21 protein-coding genes are annotated in these 21,616 nt (G+C 37.7%); 14 read left to right on the top strand and 7 right to left on the bottom strand.

The genetic code is table 11. The features are described 5' to 3' along the window. Positions 1–83 precede the first annotated feature (83 nt). From mutS to hfq, 4 genes are read left to right on the top strand one after another with little or no spacing between them, the layout of a single operon-like run. Positions 84–2,675, top strand: coding sequence for a DNA mismatch repair protein MutS (gene mutS, locus M3206_RS01835; RefSeq protein ID WP_251310804.1), 2,592 nt, complete (start codon positions 84–86; stop codon positions 2,673–2,675). 16 nt (positions 2,676–2,691) lie between these two features. Next, positions 2,692–4,557, top strand: coding sequence for a DNA mismatch repair endonuclease MutL (gene mutL / locus M3206_RS01830; RefSeq protein WP_251310803.1), 1,866 nt, complete (start codon positions 2,692–2,694; stop codon positions 4,555–4,557). 9 nt (positions 4,558–4,566) lie between these two features. Next, positions 4,567–5,517, top strand: coding sequence for a tRNA (adenosine(37)-N6)-dimethylallyltransferase MiaA (gene miaA / locus M3206_RS01825; RefSeq protein ID WP_251310802.1), 951 nt, complete (start codon positions 4,567–4,569; stop codon positions 5,515–5,517). Positions 5,518–5,548: 31 nt separating this feature from the next. Then, a complete protein-coding gene (gene hfq / locus M3206_RS01820) occupies positions 5,549–5,785 on the top strand; it encodes an RNA chaperone Hfq (RefSeq protein WP_251310801.1) in 237 nt (78 codons plus the stop codon). A gap of 21 nt (positions 5,786–5,806) precedes the next feature. On the opposite strand, the gene M3206_RS01815 is transcribed toward hfq, so the two are convergent. Further along, positions 5,807–6,790 (bottom strand): tyrosine-type recombinase/integrase, encoded by a 984-nt coding sequence (locus M3206_RS01815; RefSeq protein ID WP_251310800.1) that lies wholly within the window; start codon positions 6,788–6,790, stop codon positions 5,807–5,809. A gap of 103 nt (positions 6,791–6,893) precedes the next feature. Between M3206_RS01815 and M3206_RS01810 the strand changes: the two genes are divergently transcribed. Further along, complete coding sequence (locus tag M3206_RS01810; protein ID WP_251310799.1) at positions 6,894–7,475, top strand: YhcN/YlaJ family sporulation lipoprotein; 582 nt, start codon at positions 6,894–6,896, stop codon at positions 7,473–7,475. Between the two features lie 120 nt (positions 7,476–7,595). Here the strand turns inward: M3206_RS01810 and M3206_RS01805 are convergent, their stop codons facing one another. Further along, positions 7,596–8,225 carry a YitT family protein gene (locus tag M3206_RS01805; RefSeq protein ID WP_251310798.1) on the bottom strand — a complete coding sequence of 210 codons (630 nt, stop codon included), beginning with the start codon at positions 8,223–8,225 and terminating at the stop codon, positions 7,596–7,598. Between the two features lie 278 nt (positions 8,226–8,503). Here M3206_RS01805 and spoVK point away from each other — a divergent pair, with 278 nt between their 5' ends. The 6 genes from spoVK (at position 8,504) to M3206_RS01775 (ending at position 15,421) form a co-directional block, all read left to right on the top strand. Beyond that, on the top strand, positions 8,504–9,454 hold the full coding sequence (gene spoVK, locus M3206_RS01800; protein ID WP_251310797.1) for a stage V sporulation protein K: 951 nt from the start codon (positions 8,504–8,506) through the stop codon (positions 9,452–9,454). Between the two features lie 39 nt (positions 9,455–9,493). Beyond that, on the top strand, positions 9,494–10,750 hold the full coding sequence (hflX, locus tag M3206_RS01795; protein ID WP_251310796.1) for a GTPase HflX: 1,257 nt from the start codon (positions 9,494–9,496) through the stop codon (positions 10,748–10,750). Between the two features lies 1 nt (position 10,751). Next, the gene (locus tag M3206_RS01790) at positions 10,752–12,029 is read left to right on the top strand and encodes an aminotransferase class I/II-fold pyridoxal phosphate-dependent enzyme (RefSeq protein ID WP_251310795.1); all 1,278 of its coding nucleotides are present in this window, start codon (positions 10,752–10,754) and stop codon (positions 12,027–12,029) included. A 114-nt stretch (positions 12,030–12,143) separates the two neighbouring features. Then, positions 12,144–12,545, top strand: a complete 402-nt coding sequence (locus M3206_RS01785) for a MerR family transcriptional regulator (RefSeq protein WP_251310794.1) — start codon at positions 12,144–12,146, stop codon at positions 12,543–12,545. Between the two features lie 75 nt (positions 12,546–12,620). Continuing rightward, a complete protein-coding gene (gene glnA, locus M3206_RS01780) occupies positions 12,621–13,955 on the top strand; it encodes a type I glutamate--ammonia ligase (RefSeq protein WP_251310793.1) in 1,335 nt (444 codons plus the stop codon). A gap of 138 nt (positions 13,956–14,093) precedes the next feature. Then, positions 14,094–15,421, top strand: a protein-coding gene (locus M3206_RS01775) for an IS3 family transposase (protein ID WP_251310792.1) whose coding sequence is annotated in 2 segments (ribosomal slippage) — positions 14,094–14,466 and positions 14,466–15,421 — 1,329 coding nt in all. Because the reading frame shifts where the segments join, the coding sequence is not laid out codon by codon here. A 119-nt stretch (positions 15,422–15,540) separates the two neighbouring features. Here M3206_RS01775 and M3206_RS01770 read toward each other — a convergent pair. Together M3206_RS01770 and M3206_RS01765 are read right to left on the bottom strand one after the other, a co-directional pair. Next, the gene (locus tag M3206_RS01770) at positions 15,541–16,968 is read right to left on the bottom strand and encodes a 4-hydroxyphenylacetate 3-hydroxylase family protein (protein WP_251310791.1); all 1,428 of its coding nucleotides are present in this window, start codon (positions 16,966–16,968) and stop codon (positions 15,541–15,543) included. Then, on the bottom strand, positions 16,961–17,428 hold the full coding sequence (locus tag M3206_RS01765; RefSeq protein WP_251310790.1) for a cysteine dioxygenase: 468 nt from the start codon (positions 17,426–17,428) through the stop codon (positions 16,961–16,963). Before M3206_RS01765 ends, M3206_RS01770 begins: the two co-directional genes overlap by 8 nt. 162 nt (positions 17,429–17,590) lie before the next feature. Here M3206_RS01765 and M3206_RS01760 point away from each other — a divergent pair, with 162 nt between their 5' ends. Next, positions 17,591–18,028 carry an RrF2 family transcriptional regulator gene (locus M3206_RS01760; protein WP_251310789.1) on the top strand — a complete coding sequence of 146 codons (438 nt, stop codon included), beginning with the start codon at positions 17,591–17,593 and terminating at the stop codon, positions 18,026–18,028. A 162-nt stretch (positions 18,029–18,190) separates the two neighbouring features. Here M3206_RS01760 and M3206_RS01755 read toward each other — a convergent pair whose 3' ends face one another. The 3 genes from M3206_RS01755 to lexA form a co-directional block, all read right to left on the bottom strand. Then, on the bottom strand, positions 18,191–18,385 hold the full coding sequence (locus M3206_RS01755; RefSeq protein WP_251310788.1) for an alpha/beta-type small acid-soluble spore protein: 195 nt from the start codon (positions 18,383–18,385) through the stop codon (positions 18,191–18,193). Positions 18,386–18,804: 419 nt separating this feature from the next. Further along, a complete protein-coding gene (locus tag M3206_RS01750; RefSeq protein ID WP_349773987.1) occupies positions 18,805–19,419 on the bottom strand; it encodes a hypothetical protein in 615 nt (204 codons plus the stop codon). 431 nt (positions 19,420–19,850) lie between these two features. Then, positions 19,851–20,465: a transcriptional repressor LexA gene (lexA, locus tag M3206_RS01745; protein WP_251310787.1), complete on the bottom strand. Its 615-nt coding sequence runs from the start codon at positions 20,463–20,465 to the stop codon at positions 19,851–19,853. 161 nt (positions 20,466–20,626) lie between these two features. On the opposite strand from lexA, the gene yneA reads away from it, so the two are divergent. Next, positions 20,627–20,893, top strand: a complete 267-nt coding sequence (yneA, locus tag M3206_RS01740) for a cell division suppressor protein YneA (protein ID WP_251310786.1) — start codon at positions 20,627–20,629, stop codon at positions 20,891–20,893. Positions 20,894–20,910: 17 nt separating this feature from the next. After that, on the top strand, positions 20,911–21,555 hold the full coding sequence (locus tag M3206_RS01735; protein WP_251310785.1) for a YneB family resolvase-like protein: 645 nt from the start codon (positions 20,911–20,913) through the stop codon (positions 21,553–21,555). Positions 21,556–21,616 lie beyond the last annotated feature (61 nt).

Genomic DNA, 21,616 nt, shown 5'->3' with positions numbered 1-21,616 from the left:
TTTTTCATGTATCAGAAAACGAAATTAAATGGGTACTTATGATATAATAGCAACATCGAAACGTTATGAAAAAAGGTGAAATTATGGCGCAATATACTCCAATGATACAACAATACTTATCGATTAAGGCAGCTCACCAAGATGCCTTTTTATTTTTTCGTTTAGGCGATTTTTATGAAATGTTCTTTGAAGATGCAGTACGTGCATCTCAAATTTTAGAGATTACATTAACGAGCAGAGACGGAGGAAGCCAGGATCGCATTCCGATGTGCGGAGTGCCTTATCATTCTTCTGCAGGGTATATAAAAACACTAGTTGAGAACGGCTATAAAGTAGCCATCTGTGAACAAGTGGAAGATCCGAAGCAGGCGGTCGGTGTTGTAAAGAGAGAAGTTATTCAGATCATTACGCCAGGAACGGTTATAGATGATCATTTATTACAAGACAGAGAAAATAATTATCTCGTTTCCATCGAAAGAGAAAACGATTCATTTGCTTACATTCGTTGTGACTTATCAACTGGTGAACTAAAAGGGTATACATACAGCGGTAAACAACAGGCATTCATTCAATTACTTTTGAGCCAGGGTGTTAAAGAGATTGTGGGAGATGCGGAGTTACATGCTGAGTGGAATGAAAAGGTTTCGCTCAACGGACAGGCATCTGTTTCCATTCAGAATGAGGATTCCATAGAAGAACGATTTCTGCATCTAACGAAAGCTATTTCGCACCCTTCATTATTAAAAGCAGCTGGAAGACTGTTTCATTATTTAAATTACACACAAAAGCGCTCCTTTGAACATCTAATGCCAGTGGAGTTCCAACAGAATAACCTGCGCATGAAACTCGATGCATTTTCAAAACGAAACCTGGAGCTAACGGAGTCCATTCGTGGAAAAGGAAAAAAAGGTTCACTTTTATGGTTGTTAGATTCTACGATGACAGCAATGGGAGCAAGAAAACTTAAACAATGGATCGAGGAACCATTATTCGTAAAGAAAACGATCGAGAAACGATTACAGCTGGTTGAAGCTCTTATTAATGAATTTTTTATTCGAGAAGAAATGAAAGAACAGCTGAAGTCTGTTTATGACATGGAACGGTTGATCGCTAAAATTTCTTATGGAAATGCTAGTCCAAGAGATTTGGTTCAGTTAAAGCGATCACTATTAAGCGTTCCAGTACTTAAAGAAAAAATCAGTCAAATTCCTGGCGAATATGCATCAGAAATCTACGAAAAGATGAAGGATCATAGGGAGTTGGCTCAATATTTAGATTCGGCCATACACGATGATGCCCCCGTTCAAATTAAAGAAGGCGGAATCATTAAAAATGGCTATAATGAACAGCTGGATGAATATAAAGATGCAAGTATGAACGGAAAAGCGTGGATCGCGGCATTAGAACAGCAAGAAAAAGTGGCGACTGGAATTAAATCCTTAAAAATAGGGTTCAATAAAATATTCGGTTATTATATCGAAGTTACAAAATCGAACCTATCGATGGTACCCACTGAGCGGTATGAAAGAAAACAGACTCTTGCGAATGCAGAAAGGTATGTAACTCCGGAACTGAAAGAAAAAGAGCGGATTATTCTAGAAGCTGAAGAGAAAATATCAGGTCTTGAGTACACGTTGTTCTTAGAAGTAAGAGAACATGTAACGCAATATATTCCTGGCCTTCAGCAACTTGCTGCTGCGATTTCGGAATTAGACGTTATTCAATCGTTTGCTGCGATCAGTGAGCAGTACCGTTACGTGAAACCGTCCGTTTCAGAAGACGGAAGAGTCAATATTCTTGGTGGGCGTCACCCTGTTGTAGAAAAAGTGATGGATGCGCAGGAGTATGTGCCAAACGATATTTTCTTAAATGATGAAAGAAATATGCTCTTGATCACAGGACCTAACATGGCGGGTAAAAGTACGTATATGCGCCAGCTGGCTTTGACAGCCATTATGATGCAGATCGGCTGTTTTGTTCCAGCAGAACAAGCGGAAATTCCGATGTTCGATCAGATCTTTACAAGGATTGGAGCAGCCGATGATTTAGTAGGCGGACAGAGTACGTTTATGGTAGAGATGCTTGAAACAAACTTTGCGCTTACCAGTGCAACCAAAAATAGTTTGATCCTTCTCGATGAAATTGGACGAGGGACTTCAACGTATGATGGCATGGCACTTGCGCAGTCGATCATTGAATTCATTCATGAAAGAATTCAAGCTAAGACGCTCTTTTCTACTCATTATCATGAACTCACGGTTCTTGAGAATTCGCTTCCTTCCTTAAAGAATGTTTTTGTAAGTGCTGTTGAGGAAAATGGAAGTCTTGTATTTTTGCATAAAGTTATTGATGGACAAGCGGATAAGAGTTTTGGGATACAAGTGGCAGAACTAGCGGATCTCCCACAGGATGTGATACAAAGAGCTAAAACCATCCTTAAGACTTATGAAAAACAGGAAAAGAACGAAGCGCTTCCTGTTCAGGAAGTTTCTGCAACAAAAGAAGAAGTACAAGAAAGCCAGTTGAGTTTATTTGCTGAAAACCACACGGTATCTCAAAAAAGAGATTCAAAGGAAACCGACGTTTTAAAAGACTTAAAAGCATTGAATGTCATTGAAATGACACCGCTTGAGGCGATGAATGCTTTATATAAACTGCAGACCAAATTGAAATAATAAGGAGGCAAGGAAGATGGGCAAAATTGTACAGCTTGATGAACATTTATCAAATAAGATTGCTGCTGGAGAAGTTGTAGAGCGCCCAGCCTCTGTTGTAAAAGAACTTGTTGAGAATTCAATTGATGCAAATGCATCTAGAATTGAGATCGAAATAGAAGAAGGTGGCTTGTCGCTCATTCGGGTTCTCGATAACGGTGACGGGATTGAGGAAGATGACTGTGTTCTAGCTTTTAATCGTCATGCGACTAGCAAGATTAAGAGTGAACATGACCTTATCCAGATACGTACGATGGGTTTTCGTGGAGAGGCTCTGCCGAGTATCGCTTCCGTTTCTCAAGTCGAGTTGAAGTCTTCTACAGGTGATCGTCCTGGTACCTACTTATTTATTGAAAACGGGATAATTAAAAAACAGCAGCAGACGAACAGCAGAAAAGGAACGGATCTGACAGTGCGTAACCTTTTTTACAATACACCTGCTCGTTTAAAACATGTGAAAACCATTCAAACGGAATTAGGGACTATCACCGACCTTGTTAACAGACTGGCATTGGCAAATCCAAATGTTTCTTTTCGGTTAAAGCATAACGGAAAAGAATTGCTTCAAACATCCGGCAATGGAAACGTGCAGCAAATCATCGCAGCCGTTTATGGTATTCAGACAGCAAAGAATATGCTTCCTGTCTCATTTTCATCACTTGATTATGAAGTTACAGGTTATATATCCAAGCCTGAAACGAACAGGGCATCTAGACAATATATCTCATTGTTTATGAACGGAAGATATATTAAGAATTATGCACTTTCAAAAGCCGTTCAAAATGCTTATCATACATTTTTGCCGATTGGAAGGTTCCCAATCGCTGTTCTTTCTGTCAAAATGGACCCGACGATCATTGATGTAAACGTCCATCCATCAAAACATGAAGCAAGACTTAGTAAAGAAACGGAACTTGTACATTTGGTAGAAAATGAACTTAGAAAAGTTATTAAAGCTGTTCAGCTCATTCCAGAAGTGCACATCCCGAAGAAAGAAAAGAAACAGAAAGAGACCGGTAGGCAGTCTTCCTTTTCATTTGAATATACTCAAAAGAAACAGTACATTGAACCCTATCGTGTACCGGATACTTTTGAACATCAAACTACCCTTTCAGATCATCAAGCAGTGGGCATTCAGGAAACTGTTCAAGTAAATGGGATAATGGATACTTTTCCGGATACTGCCTTAGAAAAAGTTGTTGAAGAAAGAGAGGAAAAATCGATAGAATCTGAATCACAACCACAATCAAACAACCAAGAGAAATTACCTGTTCTTTATCCGATCGGACAGATGCACGGGACCTATATACTCGCACAAAACGAAAATGGATTATATTTAATCGACCAACATGCTGCACAGGAAAGAATTAAGTATGAGTATTTTAGAGAAAAAGTTGGGATGGTCGAGCGTGAATTGCAGCTTTTAACGGTTCCTTACACCTTTGAATACACAACAAATGAGGCTGCATTTATTCATGACCATTTGGAATTCTTAAGTCAAGTCGGGCTGTTTTTAGAACCATTTGGACAAAATACCTTTATTGTAAGAGAACATCCACAATGGTTTCCAAAAGGCTATGAAAAAGAAACCATCATGGATATTATTCAGCAAGTACTGGATCACAGAAAGATTGATATTGAAAAATTAAGAGAAGAAGCTGCCATCATGATGTCGTGTAAAGGTTCGATAAAAGCAAACCATCATTTGAGAAACGATGAGATATTCGCTTTATTGGAAACTTTGCGAGAATCTGAAGACCCTTATACTTGTCCTCATGGCAGACCGATAACCATTCATCTATCAACGTATGAACTCGAGAAAATGTTCAAACGGGTCATGTAGGAGCGAAACATGAAAGAAAAACTAGTTGTTATAGTAGGACCAACAGCTGTTGGAAAGACAAAGACAAGTATCGAACTTGCTAAAGCGATTAACGGTGAAATCATAAGCGGTGATTCCATGCAGGTTTACCGTGGATTAGATGTAGGAACAGCGAAAGTTACAGAAGATGAAATGGAAGGAATTCCTCATTACATGATTGATATCAAGGATCCTACTGAGCCATTTTCTGTTGCTGAGTTTCAAGAGAGAGCTAAAGAATTAATCACTACGATTAATAATAAAGGCAAGATTCCGATCATTGTTGGAGGTACTGGCCTCTATATTCGTTCGGTTACACATCATTACGAGTTTTCTGAAGCCAATAAAAACAGTGAAATCAGGGATAAACTTCAAAGGAAAGCTGACCTGGAGGGAACAGAATCACTGCATCAAGAACTAAAATCTATTGATCCTGAACGAGCAGCTGAAATTCATCCTAATAATATACACCGTGTTATTAGGGCTCTTGAAATCTATTATGAAACAGGCAGCATCCCATCTAAAGAACAAAAAATGATGCATGGAAAAGAGGAACCACCTTATCACTTAGCATTAGTTGGTTTAACCATGGATCGACAAAAATTATTTCAACGCATAAACGAACGTGTCGATCTGATGGTTGAATCAGGTTTAATTGAGGAAGCAAAGTGGCTGCTAAAGCAAGATATATCCAATAGTCTTGCTGCAAAAGCGATTGGATATAAAGAGCTCTTTCCCTATTTAAATGGTGAAAGTACGTTAGAAGAATCGATTGAACTCCTAAAGAGAAATTCAAGAAGATACGCAAAAAGACAGTTCACATGGTTTAATAACCAGATGGATGTTCAATGGTTTTTCATGGATGAATCCTCATTCGAGAAAAAATTTAAAGAAATTCGTCACTTTGTGGAAGGGAAATTAGATATTTCCGAGAATGTATAAAGGTAATGCCCAAAGAGGAGGATCTGTTCACATGAAGCAATCAATCAATTTACAGGATCATTACTTAAACCAATTACGGCGCGAAAATATATATGTGACCGTATATTTGCTGAATGGCTTTCAGCTAAAAGGTTTAGTAAAGGGGTTTGACAACTTTACGGTTGTATTTGAGGCAGAAGGGAAACAGCACCTCATATATAAGCATGCCATTTCAACGTTCACCCCGCACCGAAATGTCGATTTATCTTCTGCAAACATGAGTGAATAAAAAATACTCCCTAAGAACCTGCTAAGGTTTTAGGGAGTTTTTAATTTGTTCTAGATAGTTATCATACCGCTGCAAAGTGAGAATGGATTTTAACCCAAACCATGCTTGAGCTTCCTCAGCTGATTTATCTGAAGCTAAAAAATTTAAAATCGCTGTCCTTCTAAGATGCTGTGCGCTTAAACCAGGTCTTAACCCCGATCGCCTTATTTCTTGTCTTAACATTTTTTGGATCGCAATGACAGTTAAAGGTTTTGGTTCATATGTCGAATAATCGAATCGAAAGGTACCTCGTTGATAATCAAATGCGATAAAAAAACGATCGGAAGAATAATAATTTGGCCGGATAGAGGCAGGGATATCTTCCTTATATGTATATAACAGTTGTTGCGTGAAATTAGTAAGTGGTAATTGTCTAGTATCAGTACCGTTTGTAACCGTTAAGTGTTGTCCTATAAAATTAACGTGTTTCATTTTGATGTTCGTCAATTCTTGCAAAGTTAACCCATAATGATACAGTAGCGATATGATGGCTTCATTTCGTTTGATTAACAGGTGTCTGTATTTTTGTTGTTTTTCTGTAAGGCCATCAAAAGAAGAGAGTGTTTTAAACAGCTTTTGAAATTCTTCTTCCGTTATAAAATCATCTTCTAGAAATTGATTATCTTCCTCGAGATCTTTTTCAATTCCTATAAAAGGATTCCCTTGGATGAGTTTTTGAGATTGAAGATATTGAAAGAAACCTTTAATTACGGTAAATACGCGTTTACTTGTCGCCTTGCTATATTGTCGTTGTTCAGAGAGAAATAAAAAATATTCTTTCAGGTGTTCAGAAGTTACATGTAGAATCACAGAAATGTTATCACTGTCTTTGACTACTCTAAGCCAGGCGAAGAAATCCTGCAGATCATAATAATAACGTTTAATTGTACTTTTTTTTCTGCCTTTGTTCTGCAGATGGTTGATAAACGATTTGGCATATTCGGGTAAGTGTGGATACTCTTCCATAATTGCCTCCTATAACCTCTTTTTCCCATTATAACAAAGGCCCTATTTTTTGCATATTTCACGTGAGTCCTAACAAAACTATTTAAAAAAGGATGATGAAAATATGCGGAAATTGTTACTAATGGTCATAATATGTACATGCACCATACTCAGTGCGTGTTCAGGGAAGAGTGGTTCTGGGGATGAAACATTAGATACAAAGCAAGTTAAATATGATACATCGGAGAAAAAGCCGAATTCTCAAATTGATTCCCCTCGTGTGGCAAAACATAGTGATGAAGTCCATCAATCAAGAGATTTAGTAGAACTTGCTGAGAGTGTGGACGGTGTAGAAAAAGCCTATGTAATCGTAAGTGGGGATTACACGCTAGTCGGGATTGTTTCTTCAGAACCGACAGCTCCTGGGGAAGAAAATGATCCTTTACGCAAAGAAGTTTATAATGTTCTAAAAGGGAATGCACATGGAAGAAATGCTGCAATCACGACGGATCCAGAAAAAATTAAAAAAATAAAAGAGTTAGGTCTCAAGGCAGATCAAAGTAATAAACAAAGTCAAAGTGATGTATTTAATGAGATGGGCGTTTTAATCGGAAAAATAAAACCAATCAAAGGACAAAAGAAGTCAACAAGAAGGCAAGATATGCATGAAGAAAATAATCAAAGACGCAATGATTTGTATGAGTAAGGAATTTATTATTTCCTAAGGAAGCGCATAAAGAGACAGGGTTAGACATATACATTTAACATAAAATATATTATGTAAATTACCGAACAAAGAGAAGCATTCTCCGGACTGGAGAATGCTTTAGTTATTTCTGATAGCCTCTGTTTCACTAGGTACATATACAGTAGGGCTAACGTCCGTTTTCTTAGTTGTTTTTAATTTTCCAGCTAGATATGAGGCGATCGTAATAGCAATGATCGAAATAAGCGCTTTTTTAAAGCCAAATATGGCAACAGCTGACGAAACAATAATAAAATCAGTGACAAATAGAGATAATCCGCGGTTGATATCAGATTTTTGCTCAAGGTATAGAGCCAGGATATGAATGCCTCCAAGTGAAGCACCTGAATTTAAAACGAAACTAACACCAATACCGATCAAACATCCAGCTACTATGGCAGCAATTACCGGAGAGGTTGAAGGGAATTGAACAAAATCCAATAAATCAGATATCGCAGATATAAGAAAAATACATAAAAATGTTGATAATGAGAATGTCCAACCTAACTTCTTAATAGAAAGGATGAAGAAAGGGAGATTTACGATCAAAAATAGTACGCCCCATGACCAATCTGACATGATACTGCCGATTGTCGCAACACCTGCTGTTCCACCAAATATTAAGGAATGCACGGTTAACACTTTAATTCCAGCTGCGGTTAAAAATAATCCTAAGATAATCATCATACTTTTATAAAATTTAGCTTCCAAATTAGTTTCCTACTTCCAACTTTACGAATAAATATTTCATTATTTAACATATCACGAAAATATTGCATGCTAGAGTATTTTCATTCGTCTGAAAATACAAAACGCTTCAAAGGTAGCGATAATTATATATTCATAAAAAACAAGGCTTGTCATTGTGGTAGACAATGTAGGTATGTCATAAATTGATAACAGTGGATCATTTAACGATTTAGGCATTTGTCACAGGTATTATCTAACGAGCATATATTGATTTGACTGGTAAAGAGAGGTGGTACCGCTTGAACGAACCTATCGCAATAAAAAAACAGCGGCAGATCAACATTGTATTAAACCAGGGAAACGATAAGATCAAATTAAATGATGCCATCCATTCAGCAGAGAAAGATAAAGCGAAAGAGCAGCATCTCCCATTGTTAAAAATTCAACAAGATCTTAATAAACTTGTTGGAATGGATGATTTAAAGCACCATGTAAAGGAGATCTACGCTTGGCTTCATATTAATAAATGCCGTCAGGAAATGGGGATGAAAGCGGAAAAACAAGCGCTTCATATGTTATTTAAAGGGAATCCTGGTACAGGAAAAACCACGGTTGCGAGAAAGCTTGGCACTCTCTTTCATGAGATGAAAGTATTATCTAAAGGACATTTAATTGAAGCAGAAAGAGCGGATCTTGTAGGTGAGTACATTGGACATACAGCTCAAAAAACAAGAGAACTACTAAAAAAAGCAAATGGTGGCATCCTGTTTATCGATGAGGCTTACTCTTTGGGCAGGGGCGGAGAAAAGGATTTTGGAAAAGAAGCGATCGACACACTAGTGAAAGCGATGGAAGATCAGCAACATGAATTTATTCTCATCTTAGCTGGCTATCCAAAAGAGATGGATCGCTTTTTAAAACTGAACCCCGGTCTTCCTTCAAGATTTCCTGTTATGATCACTTTTCCGGATTATTCGGTAGAGGAGCTTATGGAAATAACTAAAAGGATGCTTGCTGAAAGGGAATACGTATTAACCAGAGATTGTGAGTGGAAACTAAGAACACATATCGAGCGAGTCAGAAACTCAGGAAAAGGTTCTTTTGCAAACGGAAGATACATCCGAAACATGATTGAAAAAGCGGTAAGGAAACAATCTGTAAGACTTTTAAATAATGGTAGAAAAGATAAAAAAACACTAATGACCATTCAAAGTGATGACCTAGTGCTAGAAGAACAGGATTTGATTTGATATGATGGAAGGAGACTATGGAAAGCAGGGATCGTGAATTTGAAAAGACAAAATGATTCAGTTTCTGAAAAAGCGATTCTCGTCGGCTGTCAGCTTCCGCGTCAGAACGACGAGCGTTTTTTTTATTCAATGGAAGAATTAAAATCACTGACAAAAACAGCGAATGGAACAGTATGTGCGGTGGTTTCTCAAAAAAGAGACAGATATGACTCCGCTACATTTATAGGTAAGGGAAAAGTGGAAGAGCTGATCACGTTAGAGGAAGAGTTAGAGGCAGAGCTTATAATTTTTAACAGTGAGCTCTCACCATCACAAGTGCGCAACCTTTCAAAGTATTTTCAAGCAAGAATTATTGACCGTACACAACTGATTCTTGATATATTTGCTCAGCGTGCCAAAACTCGAGAAGGTAAGCTTCAGGTTGAACTCGCTCAGCTGGAATACCTTTTGCCAAGACTATCTGGTATTGGAGTAAGCCTTTCAAGACTTGGCGGTGGAATAGGGACAAGAGGTCCAGGTGAAACCAAGCTTGAAAAAGACCGCCGCCACATCAGACTTCGTATTCATGAGTTGAAACAGCAGCTAAACCAAGTGGTGAGCCATAGAGAAAGATATAGAGAACGACGCAAGCATCAAGGAGCGTTTCAAGCCGCATTAGTCGGCTATACGAACGCGGGTAAATCGACGATATTCAATAAACTGACTGAAGCTGACAGTTATGAAGAAGATCAGCTCTTTGCTACATTAGATCCATTAACAAGAAAAGTAAAATTAGCGAGCGGTTTTCAATTGCTGCTTACGGATACAGTAGGGTTCATACAGGATCTTCCTACTTCGTTGATCGCAGCCTTTCGATCTACTTTAGAAGAAGCGGCTCAAGCGGATCTGCTTATTCATGTGATCGACGGTTCGAATGAAGACCGAAATCAACATGAACAAACAGTTAAACGAATTTTAAGTGATCTCAAGGCTAGCCATATACCAATGTTAACGGTGTACAATAAAAAAGATCAGTTCAGCTCAGACTTTTTACCTGAAAGCCCGTCTATTTCTATTTCTGCATTATCCGTAGAGGATATTACAGCACTAAAAGATACGATTGAAAAAGAAGTAACGAAACAGCTTACTTATTATCAAATTAATGTACCGGCAGATGATGGCAAACTGCTCGCGAGATTACGTTCAGAGACGATACTGATCAAACAGGAATTTGATAAAGAAAAGTTGGTTTATGAATGCAGGGGTTATGCCCTTCCATCTACATCTATTGAGTCAATCAGCAATAAAGGAGAATAGTATGTATTCGCAGTTCCTAAATGGAGAAATTTTAGAGAAAACAGCAAAAAAAATAACAGATCGAATAAAAGAAGTTCATGAAACCATCGATTCCATTGCGCAGTTTAATCAGCTTAAAGTATTAAAGGCATTTCAAAAAAACCAAGTTGGGGACCATCATTTCAATCCATCAACAGGATATGGCTATGATGATTCTGGACGGGACACACTTGAAAAGGTTTATGCGGATGTTTTTCAAGCTGAAGCTGCCATTGTTAGACCGCAGATTATTTCGGGTACACATGCCATCACTTTATCCCTTTTTGGTGTGCTGCGCCCTGGTGATGAACTCTTATATATCACAGGAAAACCTTATGATACATTAGAAGAAATTGTAGGGATCAGAGGAACAGGAGAAGGTTCATTAAAGGATTACAACATTTCTTATAAGCATGTTGATTTAACCCTGCAGGGTGAAATCAATTACGAAGAGATAAGGGGTTCCATTACGGAAAAGACAAAAATGATCGGTATTCAGAGATCGAAAGGCTACGCTGATCGTCCTTCTTTCAAAGTAAATGAAATAAAAGAAATGATTGATTTTGTAAAAGGGATCAAAGAAGATGTCATCGTATTTGTAGATAATTGTTATGGCGAATTTGTTGAACAATCGGAACCGATTGAAGTCGGTGCTGATATCATTGCTGGATCATTAATCAAAAATCCTGGCGGCGGACTCGTTAAAACAGGAGGATATATAGCAGGGAAGGAAGCGTTGATTAATCGGATTTCTTATCGTCTTACTTCGCCTGGAATTGGAAGAGAAGCGGGTGCTTCACTTTATAGTCTGCAAGAAATGTATCAAGGTTTTTTCCTAGCTCCTCATATTACAGCACAAGCGTTAAAGGGAGCTGTTTTCACTGCTGCATACTTGGAAGAACTAGGCATGGAAACGCGACCGGCATGGCATGAGAAAAGAACGGATCTCATCCAGTCCGTAATTTTTAGAGACAAAGAGAGAATGATTACATTCTGCCAAGCTATTCAAAAAGCGTCTCCGATTAATTCTTTTGCAGTTCCTTATCCTGATTATATGCCAGGCTATGAGGATGACGTCATAATGGCTGCAGGAACATTTATTCAGGGGGCAAGTATAGAACTTACTGCAGATGGACCCATCCGTTCACCTTATATTGCATTTGTGCAAGGCGGACTTACCTACGAACATGTCAAGATTGCTGTAATATCCGCAGTGGATGAACTTTTAACTAATGGTTTAATAACAAAAGAAGCAGATTAAGAAGACCAGTATTGGTCTTTTTTAATTTTCATGTTAGTTTTTCTAACATTATGTTTGACATGTTAGCTTTTCTGACATAAGATATAAGAAGAAGTTGAAAGGAGGATATTCCTTATGAACGATATGAATCGCAGGAATTTACCATTGTTTCCCATTAGTATCGTCATGCAGTTGACAGAATTGTCTGCAAGGCAGATTCGCTATTATGAAGAACATGAATTAATTCATCCTGCAAGAACAGAAGGTAATCGTCGTTTATTTTCTTTCAATGATGTAGATAAACTTTTAGAAATAAAGGCAATGCTTGAACAAGGTGTGAATTTGGCAGGTATCAAAAAGGTATTTGAACTGAATGAACAAGCTGCTGAATTACTTAAAAATCAGCAAAATGTTCAAGAAGTTAAAGAAATTTCGGAATCTGCGCTTCATCGCCGTCTAAAACGGGAATTGTTTCAAGCAGGAAGACATGGGAAGGCGTCATTGATCCAAGGAGAACTTTCCAGGTTTTTTCACTAAATAAAACTAAATAATACTTAATAGGTGAACAATCGCCTAAAAATAGGCGTTTTATAATTTAAGGAGGAGAAAGATTTGGCTAAGTACACGAAAGAAGACATTTTAAAAATGGTAAAAGAAGAAAATGTAAGGTTTATTCGTTTGCAATTCACTGATTTGTTGGGTGTAATTAAAAACGTTGAAATTCCAATCGGACAGCTTGAAAAAGCTTTAGAAAATCAAATGATGTTTGATGGATCATCAATTGAAGGATTTGTTCGCATCGAAGAATCTGATATGAACCTATATCCTGATCTAGATACTTTCATTATCTTCCCATGGACATCTGAAAAAGGTAAAGTTGCCCGTTTGATCTGTGACATCTACATGCCTGATGGAAATCCTTTTGAAGGAGATCCGCGCGGTATCTTAAAACGAGTATTAAAAGAAATGGAAGACTTAGGATTCTCAGATTTCAACATTGGACCTGAACCAGAATTCTTCTTGTTCAAAAATGATGAAAAAGGCGAGCCTACACTCGAATTAAATGATAAAGGTGGATATTTTGACCTCGCTCCAACGGATCTAGGTGAAAACTGCCGAAGAGATATCGTATTAGAGCTTGAAGATATGGGCTTTGAAATTGAAGCTTCTCACCATGAAGTGGCACCTGGTCAGCATGAGATTGATTTTAAATATGCAGACGCAGTGAGCACTTGTGATAACATCCAAACATTTAAGCTTGCTGTTAAAACAATTGCACGTAAGCATGGTCTTCACGCTACATTCATGGCAAAACCATTATTTGGTGTAAACGGTTCTGGTATGCATGCTAATATGTCTTTATTTAAAGACGGAGAAAACGTATTTTATGACGAAAAATCCGAGACAGGATTAAGTGAAACTGCGATGCATTTCTTAGCTGGTATCCTAAAGCACGCTAAAGCCTTCACAGCGATTACAAATCCTACTGTGAACTCATATAAGCGTTTAGTACCTGGCTATGAAGCTCCTTGTTATGTAGCTTGGTCTATGCAAAACAGAAGTCCATTAGTTCGTATTCCGGCTTCACGTGGAATCAGTACTCGTATTGAAGTACGAAGTGTTGACCCAACTGCTAACCCATACCTAGCAATGGCAACATTGCTTGCATCAGGTTTAGATGGAATCAAGAATAAATTAGCAGCTCCAAAACCAGTAGACCGAAATATCTATGTAATGGATAAGGACGAAAGAGAAGCTGAAGGAATTGAAGATCTTCCAGCAACATTGAAAGAAGCGCTCGTTCTATTCAGCAAAAATGAAGTTCTTACAAAAGCTCTTGGTGAGCATGCGACTGAACACTTCATCGAAGCAAAAGAAATCGAGTGGGATATGTTCCGCACACAAGTTCACCCTTGGGAACGCGAACAATATATGAGCATGTACTAAAATTCAAAACCCCTGATGCCATGAACTGTCACCCGAATAATGGACACTTATAAAAAAGTCCCTTATTTCGGGTTTTTTGTGTTCTTCTGCAATAAACCCGTTATAATCAAATCAAATGAGGAGAACGGGGATTAGAAAATGAGTAAAATTAAATTTGATGAATTTCAGCGTAAACAACTGGAGAACAATCCGAATGTCAGTCATGTTTCAGAACAGAATATCAGCTATAAACCAGAGTTTAAAGAGAAAGCTGTTCAAGAGAACCTAGCTGGAAAAGGACCAATGGACATATTTCTTGAACATGGTTTCGATCTTAAAATGATTGGCCCAGAAAAACCAAAACAGTGTTTAAAGCGTTGGAGACGCTCCTATGAAAAGTTTGGTAACGAAGTGTTTTACACAGAGCGTCGAGGTAAAGGCAGCACAGGACGTCCTTCTTCGAAGGAATTAACGGCGGAAGAAAAATTAAAGAAAGCAGAAGCTCGTATTGCCTTTCTAGAAATGGAGAATGACTTCTTAAAAAAGCTCGAAGAACTAGAGAGGCAGGCGAAGAAGAACAAGCATTAACGTTATCAGAGAAATTTCAACTAATTGAAGAAACCATTAGGAGATTCCAACTTAAGAGAATGGTCTCCTATCTCTGTGGGATTGCTGGGGTTAAGCGTAAAAGCTATTACGCATGGTTAAAAGCGGAAGACAAACGTAGTAAACGCGAGCAGCGTGATGAAGAGGATTATAAGCTCATTAAACAAATATACGATAAAAGAAACAAAAGAGATGGTGGACGTGAGATCAAGATGAAGTTAGAGAATGATTATGGGGTAATCATGAATCTTAAAAAGATATTTCGTCTCACAAGAAAGTTTAACATCCAATCCATTATCAGAAGAAAGAATCCTTACAGACGCTTGGCGAAGGCTACTCAAAAACATAAGAACTGTCCAAATGTATTGAACCGAAAATTCGTTCAAGAACCAGGTGTGGTTTTACTGACAGACATTACGTATTTATACTTGGAGAATCGAACAAAAGTTTATTTGTCATGTGTTAAAGACGGTACAACACGTGAAATATTGGCCTATCATCTATCTACTTCATTAGAGATGGGAATTGTATATAAAACACTAGATAACTTAATAATGTCCTTGGACGGAAACGTCCACCCTGAAGCGCTCCTGCATTCCGATCAAGGAGTTCACTATACTCATCCTGAATATCGCAAAAGAGTGAAAGAACTGGGGTTCACTCAATCCATGTCGCGTAAAGGAAATTGTTTAGACAATGCACCAATAGAATCCTTTTTCGGCCATTTCAAAGATGAAGTAGACGCCACAACATGCAAAACGGTGGCTGAGTTAAGAGGAAAGATTGAAGATTATATGGAGTATTACAACTCTGCACGCTATCAATGGGGATTAAAAAAGATGACCCCGGAACAATTCCGAGGTTATCTACTAGCTGCTTAAAAGGTCCTTTTTATAAACTGTCTATTTTATAGGGTGCAGTTCACCATTGGTATCAGGGGTTTTTTTGTTTTAAGTCCCATTAAAAATGTATCAAATGTTTTATCATGATGGCTTATTCTTTAATTATTTTTATCCAAATATTTATCCAGCATCGACTTCCAAATTGTTTTGTCGTAATTCATATACTTTCCAGCTTTATTACGGATAGGGTCCCCAGCATAAAATCGTTCATATAGTTCATGCCTGGAACCTAGTGAACTGCCGATTAGATCCCAGGATAGCTTAAATAGTTTTGTTTTTTCAACTGCTCCTATATCTTTGCCTCTAAAATACTTATCAAGCTGAGAGCGTATGGGGCTGTCAAAATCATTCAGGCTTGATGGGATTTGGATGAAACCACCAGCACCGATCAGCTGTAAAAGTTCCAGTGCACGCGGATAATATACGGTTCCTAAGTTACGGGCTGTTTCTATGAATGAAAAATTCGGTACATAAACTCCTTGCTCATTCTTTTTGCCTGAACTTTCAGAGGCGATAACCAGAGCCTTGATGGTCTCAGCTTGCATCAGAAGTTCACCAAGTTTTTCTTGTACATGAAGATACTGATTGGCACCAATGCTTTCAGCTATAGCATGTCCGAGTGCGGCTGTAAATTCTAACTTAATCTGCAATCTTATGATGGCTTGATGGTAAGCCAAGCTGTTTGCCACAAGGTCGTTTTTAAATGCCCAAACTCCCTCAGGATTGTCATGTAATAAAACTCTTTCCCAAGGAATGAATACATCATCGAAAATTAGCACTGCATCCATCTCGTCATAGCGTGAGCTTAATGGATAATCTGTAATGGGATAATTATCATAAGGCTCTCTGCAGATCATGTGTAATCCCTTTGAATCAGCAGGAACAATTAGAACTGATGCAAGTGCCTTTTCATGTTCGTTCCACTTAACAACAGGAAAAATAATCAAGTCGTTGGAATAAGGGGCTGCTGTTGCGATCATCTTTCCACCATTTACGTATACACCTTCATCTGTTTTCTTTGTAATCCGCAATAGACCTTGATCATGGGCTTTATCACTTGATCGGTCAATCTGAGGATCACGCTGAACGATGGTCAAAAATCGGTTCTCAGTGCGAGCTAAATCATAAAACGCCTGAATTTTTCCAGAAAAATGTTTGTCATATTCTTCATACATCTTCCGGTTTGCATACCAGCCAGTTAATCGAGATCGCGCATAATCGGAAAGACGGCTCATCGTTCCAGAAGTGGCCAAACTCCAGGTTTCAGCTGCTTTTTTTCTCTTCAAAAGATCCTTAATGGAGCGAGGGACGAGAAATGAAGAATGAATTCTTTCCATTTTTTCTTTGTCTATAAAACTGATCTTGTCCTGTTCGGACGGAGAGTCCATCATGTCAAACAATTGGGTAATGGTAGATAGCGTTCCGGCAAAATGAGGATTGGTAGTTACATCAGTAATAACGCCGTTTAACCAAACTTGGCGTGCATCTTTTAAACTGTTGAAATATCGATTTCCATAGTTAGTCATGAGGCTTAAACACCTGTCCTGTGCCTAAAGGTGGTGAATAGATATGCAGTGTAACCGTTGAAGAGAATCCCGGATTGTACATTGCATGCGTAGTATCTCCTGTAACCGAAAATATGTCGCCTCTCTGATAAGATTCATTTTTTTTGTATTCTACACCGTTGTTGCTTTTGTTATAGATGAGATTTAATAACTGACCATCGACTACATAAATCCATCCACTGGAATTCCCATGATCATGAACTGAGGTTTTTGAAAAAGCTGGCAAATATATCAGGATTACCTCGAACTTATTATTTTGGTAAATCACATTTCTCCCGTATTCTAATCCTTCTGGAGATGGAATGGAGGATTGTACTTCTTGAAATGTCGGTCGTATTTGAAACAAAATATCCTTTATGTTCGGTTCATCGTATAATCCATCTATATCTAACGTATTCTTTATCTTTTCATGAAAACTCATTAAAAGTTCCTCCTTCATAACCTTGACGACCATCTTGATTAACTTTGTCGCCTTTATATAAGGTATGAAAACAAAAGGACAAGCGTTACGGCATATGAAAAATTGGACGTATATTTAACGCATTTAACAATAGAGTGGTAAAGAGGAGGGAGGATTCAGTAGGTGAAAATATCGAGCAAAGGTGAATATGCGCTAAGGGCACTTATAGTAATGGGAACAAAGCATCCTCAACTCATTCAAACAAAAGATATATCATTGGAAACTCTGGTTCCAGCAAATTATTTGGAGCAGATATTATTACTTCTAAAATCCCTTGGTTACGTAAAAAGTAAGAGGGGATCGAATGGCGGTTATACGTTAAAGTCGGAACCAGCTATGATCTGTATCGGCGACGTCATCCGTGATATTGAAGGTCCGCTTGCCCCAATGAACTGTGTTAGTGTGACAGCTTACGAATACTGTCCACTCGAAGATAAAGGTTGTTTGTTGAAGCCGTTATGGCAGCTTATCAGGGATGTAGTAGCAGACTGCTTAGATCATATTACATTAGAAGATTTGCTGTTAGGAAAACTACCTTCCCAGCCAAGAAAAAATCCATAACAATGAAACCTGTATAAAAACCAGGTTATTTTTTGTTACAAGATATTAAACTTTAGAATGCTCATGTCAGTAAAACTGCTTTTAAATGGGAATCTTATCTAAAAAATTCCCATTGTTAAAACGGAAAGAGACCCATTCAACTGGGTCTCTTTAGAACCAAGGTTATTGACCTTGTTGGTTACTTAACTGCTGTTCTGCCTTTGCGACTAGACGCTTAGTCATTTGCCCTCCAACAGCACCGTTTGCACGTGCGGTAGTATCTGCACCAGGTTGAACTCCAATCTCATTGGCAACTTCATGCTTCATTTGTTCTAATGCGTTTTTTGCACCAGGTACCAAAAGTTTGTTTCTTGCCATGATACATCACTCCACACAATTATTTGAGCAATCAAGATTGCTCTTTCTTATGGTAACCGATTGAAGGTAAGTCGATACTTTTTATGAGTAAGGTATGATTAGAAGTATGTATTATTAGTTCTAGTATTACAATAAGGTCATCATCTACAATAACAAAAACCTAAAGCTCTCTCTCATCAATCGTTGAGGGGGCTCTTTCTTTATTATTAAAAAATGTAAGATACATAAATCAATGTTCGACGCGTTTTGTTCACCTGATTTTTTGTGATTAAAGTGATCGATGGTGAGGTTGTAGTTATCTCAGAAGGAATTGGAAGCTGTTTTCTCCTTAAATTTCTACTTTCTAACACAAACCCCTGATTCCGGCTGGAATTAGGGGTTTATTGTTTATCTATAGAAATATTGTTTGGTTCACAACGCTATTTGATTTCAATAGCAGACGTTTTGTCATTCCAATCAGAAGCTAGATTGGCGGTCTTACCATACCAATCTTGATGTCTGAAGAAGACGCCTTTCCCATACCCTTGACCAGAAGTATGTTCCCATAGTGTCGTAGAATAACTGTATGAAGGTGAGGCTGTGCTTACAGAAGAAATTCTGTCATTCCAGCTTGATGGCAAGTTTTTAAATCCATCTCTCCAATAAATATAGCTGCCGCCCTTGTTTTTATGTTCATAAAAATCAGTACAGCATGGACCGCTTGCCATTGGTGTAATGATATTTTCGATTTTTTGTTTATCTTTGGCAATAAATTTATCTAATTCTTTTATGCTGGTGAATCCGTACGCTAGCCAGTCGCCATCTTTGTTTTGTTTAGGCAGAACCATAGTTATTTTTAAATTGTTGTCAGTGACCTTGTTAATCATTGCATCGGAATCTACGTATTCTTCATCTACTTTTAAGTAATGAAATGACTTTATTGTGTAATCATTATCTGCCACATCAGATGAAGTGGCAGCTCCTGCAGAGATAGGGATGATCCCGGCTGATGCAATAATAAACACAATCATCAATAGAGAAAACTTTGCTCTCATATGAACAGCTCCCGTATCTTATTTTTGATACTTTCCTGTGAAAAAGAGAACTCTGGATGCGAATACACCTATAAAAGGATTGTTGGTTTTATATATTTAAGCTATACCTGGCTACCTCCTTTCTGCTAACGGTCTCATCCAATAAATCTAAATCATTTAGCATTCTAGGTTATTTTTGGGCCCGATATAAATAACCAATCTTACAATGCCAAGGTATATTATTTAGGTATAATTTGTAAATAGACAAAATGAATCAATATTCTGTAAATTTCGCCAATCATTGCCACGAAAGTCCAATTATGAATTACCTATCGACGTGTAGTATCCATTCATTAGGTTGTTGTAAGATAGAGTAGAAAAGTTAAAAATTATTGCACAAAAAAAACAGCAATGCGAAAACACGCTCTTGCTGCCTAATTAAAGTTTTTTGTTTAGTGTATCGTACGATAGACTCCAACCACTTTTCCTAAAATCGTACAGCTTTGAAGGATAATGGGTTCCATCGATGAATTTTCAGGCTGAAGACGGATGTGGTTCTTTTCTTTAAAGAATCGCTTAACGGTAGCTTCATCTTCATCAGTCATCGCAACGATAATATCTCCATTATTTGCTGTTGGCTGTTGCTTTACAACTACTAAGTCCTTATCAAATATTCCTGCTTCAAACATACTGTCTCCTACAACGGAAAGCATAAAAACATTTTCGTCTCCAACTACATGCTCAGGAAGAGGGAAATATTCTTCTACATTTTCAACTGCAGTGATGGGAAGACCCGCAGTAACTTTTCCGATAACCGGAATCGATACAGATCTAACAGAAGGAATATTATCCTCTAAACCCAATACCTCAATCGCTCTAGGTTTGGTCGGATCCCTTCGGATTAATCCCTTTTTTTCAAGCCGTGCTAAATGTCCATGTACCGTAGAACTCGAAGCGAGTCCAACGGCTTCACCAATTTCTCTTACTGAAGGCGGATAACCTTTTTGCGATACTTCTTCTTTTATAAAAGCCAGAATATCCAATTGCCGTCTGGATAACTTAGTCATTGTTTAAGCACCTCACCAGATTTTTTATCTATAAAAAGTATAGCATGGCAATCTTATAGATACAAACATAAGTTCGAAAAAATGTGTTGACACCGAACAGACGTTCCAGATATGATAAGAATAAGAAATACGAACAAACGTTTGTTGAAAGGGGAATTATAATGAAACAAGGGACGTTGCATGTTATTGTATTTTTAGGGTTAGTAGGAGGAATCTTTTTTACACTTTCAAACCTCGCAGCACAGGATAATCAATATATAGAAGTTACAATTGAAGAAGGAGACTCGTTATGGAGTCTTTCTGAAGAATATAATGCAAAACATCATTATTCCAACTGGGAATTTATAAAGTGGGTAGAACAAAAAAACAGTGTAAATGCGGCAGCTGTATTTCCTGGTCAAAAAGTTATAATCCCAGTTAGTAAATAAAAAGCAGGTTTTAATTTATGAAAGCGATCATTTATTGCAGAGTCAGTACAGATAAAGACGAACAATCTACATCTATTGAAAGACAAAAAACAGAACTGTTAAAGCTCGCAGATCAATTCCATTTAGAAGTACTTGATTGTATATCAGAAAAAGCAAGCGGCTATTCACTCGACCGAGAAGAATTATTGAGTGTTCTGGATATGGCCAGGGATGGTGAATTTCAGTGTCTCCTTATACAGGATGATACTCGATTGGGAAGAGGCAAAGCTAAGATGGCGATCCTCCATCAATTAATCAAATATCATATAAAAGTCTTTACTTTAACACATAATGGTGAATACATCCTTACGGAAGCCGATGAAATGGTTTTAGATATTGTTTCAACAGTTGAGGAATACCAGCGTAAACTCCATAATATGAAGATTAAAAGAGGAATGAAAAAGGCAGTAAGGGATGGATATAAACCTCAGAAAAATCTGAAGAACAATAACGTTGGTGGCCGTGAAAAGAAAGAAGTACCTATTAAAGAGATCGTCAGGTTAAAAGAGATGAAATTAACATTTCATGATATAGCTGCAACTCTAAGAGGGCTTGGTTATAATATTTCGAAAGCTACCGTTCATCGAAGATACAGAGATTATATGGAAAATACGGATAACTAGAAATTCCTTTTCTACTCCTGTAAGATTAAGAGAAAGTGATGGTAAAAAGGAGTTTTTTATA

It is taken from the genome of Fictibacillus phosphorivorans (assembly GCF_023715845.1).
Classification (GTDB): domain Bacteria; phylum Bacillota; class Bacilli; order Bacillales; family Fictibacillaceae; genus Fictibacillus; species Fictibacillus phosphorivorans_D.
The sequence above is the reverse complement of the archived record's forward strand: the minus strand, read 5'-3'. Positions and strand labels throughout refer to the sequence as shown.

Bases quoted from the DNA above. Each gene is read 5' to 3' on its own strand.
- mutS (WP_251310804.1), top strand. From the start codon at position 84: ATGGCGCAATATACTCCAATGATACAACAATACTTATCGATTAAGGCA.
- mutL (WP_251310803.1), top strand. From the start codon at position 2,692: ATGGGCAAAATTGTACAGCTTGATGAACATTTATCAAATAAGATTGCT.
- miaA (WP_251310802.1), top strand. From the start codon at position 4,567: ATGAAAGAAAAACTAGTTGTTATAGTAGGACCAACAGCTGTTGGAAAG.
- hfq (WP_251310801.1), top strand. From the start codon at position 5,549: ATGAAGCAATCAATCAATTTACAGGATCATTACTTAAACCAATTACGG.
- M3206_RS01815 (WP_251310800.1), bottom strand. From the start codon at position 6,790: ATGGAAGAGTATCCACACTTACCCGAATATGCCAAATCGTTTATCAAC.
- M3206_RS01810 (WP_251310799.1), top strand. From the start codon at position 6,894: ATGCGGAAATTGTTACTAATGGTCATAATATGTACATGCACCATACTC.
- M3206_RS01790 (WP_251310795.1), top strand. From the start codon at position 10,752: ATGTATTCGCAGTTCCTAAATGGAGAAATTTTAGAGAAAACAGCAAAA.
- M3206_RS01785 (WP_251310794.1), top strand. From the start codon at position 12,144: ATGAACGATATGAATCGCAGGAATTTACCATTGTTTCCCATTAGTATC.
- M3206_RS01770 (WP_251310791.1), bottom strand. From the start codon at position 16,968: ATGACTAACTATGGAAATCGATATTTCAACAGTTTAAAAGATGCACGC.
- M3206_RS01765 (WP_251310790.1), bottom strand. From the start codon at position 17,428: ATGAGTTTTCATGAAAAGATAAAGAATACGTTAGATATAGATGGATTA.
- M3206_RS01755 (WP_251310788.1), bottom strand. From the start codon at position 18,385: ATGGCAAGAAACAAACTTTTGGTACCTGGTGCAAAAAACGCATTAGAA.
- M3206_RS01750 (WP_349773987.1), bottom strand. From the start codon at position 19,419: ATGAGAGCAAAGTTTTCTCTATTGATGATTGTGTTTATTATTGCATCA.
- lexA (WP_251310787.1), bottom strand. From the start codon at position 20,465: ATGACTAAGTTATCCAGACGGCAATTGGATATTCTGGCTTTTATAAAA.
- yneA (WP_251310786.1), top strand. From the start codon at position 20,627: ATGAAACAAGGGACGTTGCATGTTATTGTATTTTTAGGGTTAGTAGGA.
- M3206_RS01735 (WP_251310785.1), top strand. From the start codon at position 20,911: ATGAAAGCGATCATTTATTGCAGAGTCAGTACAGATAAAGACGAACAA.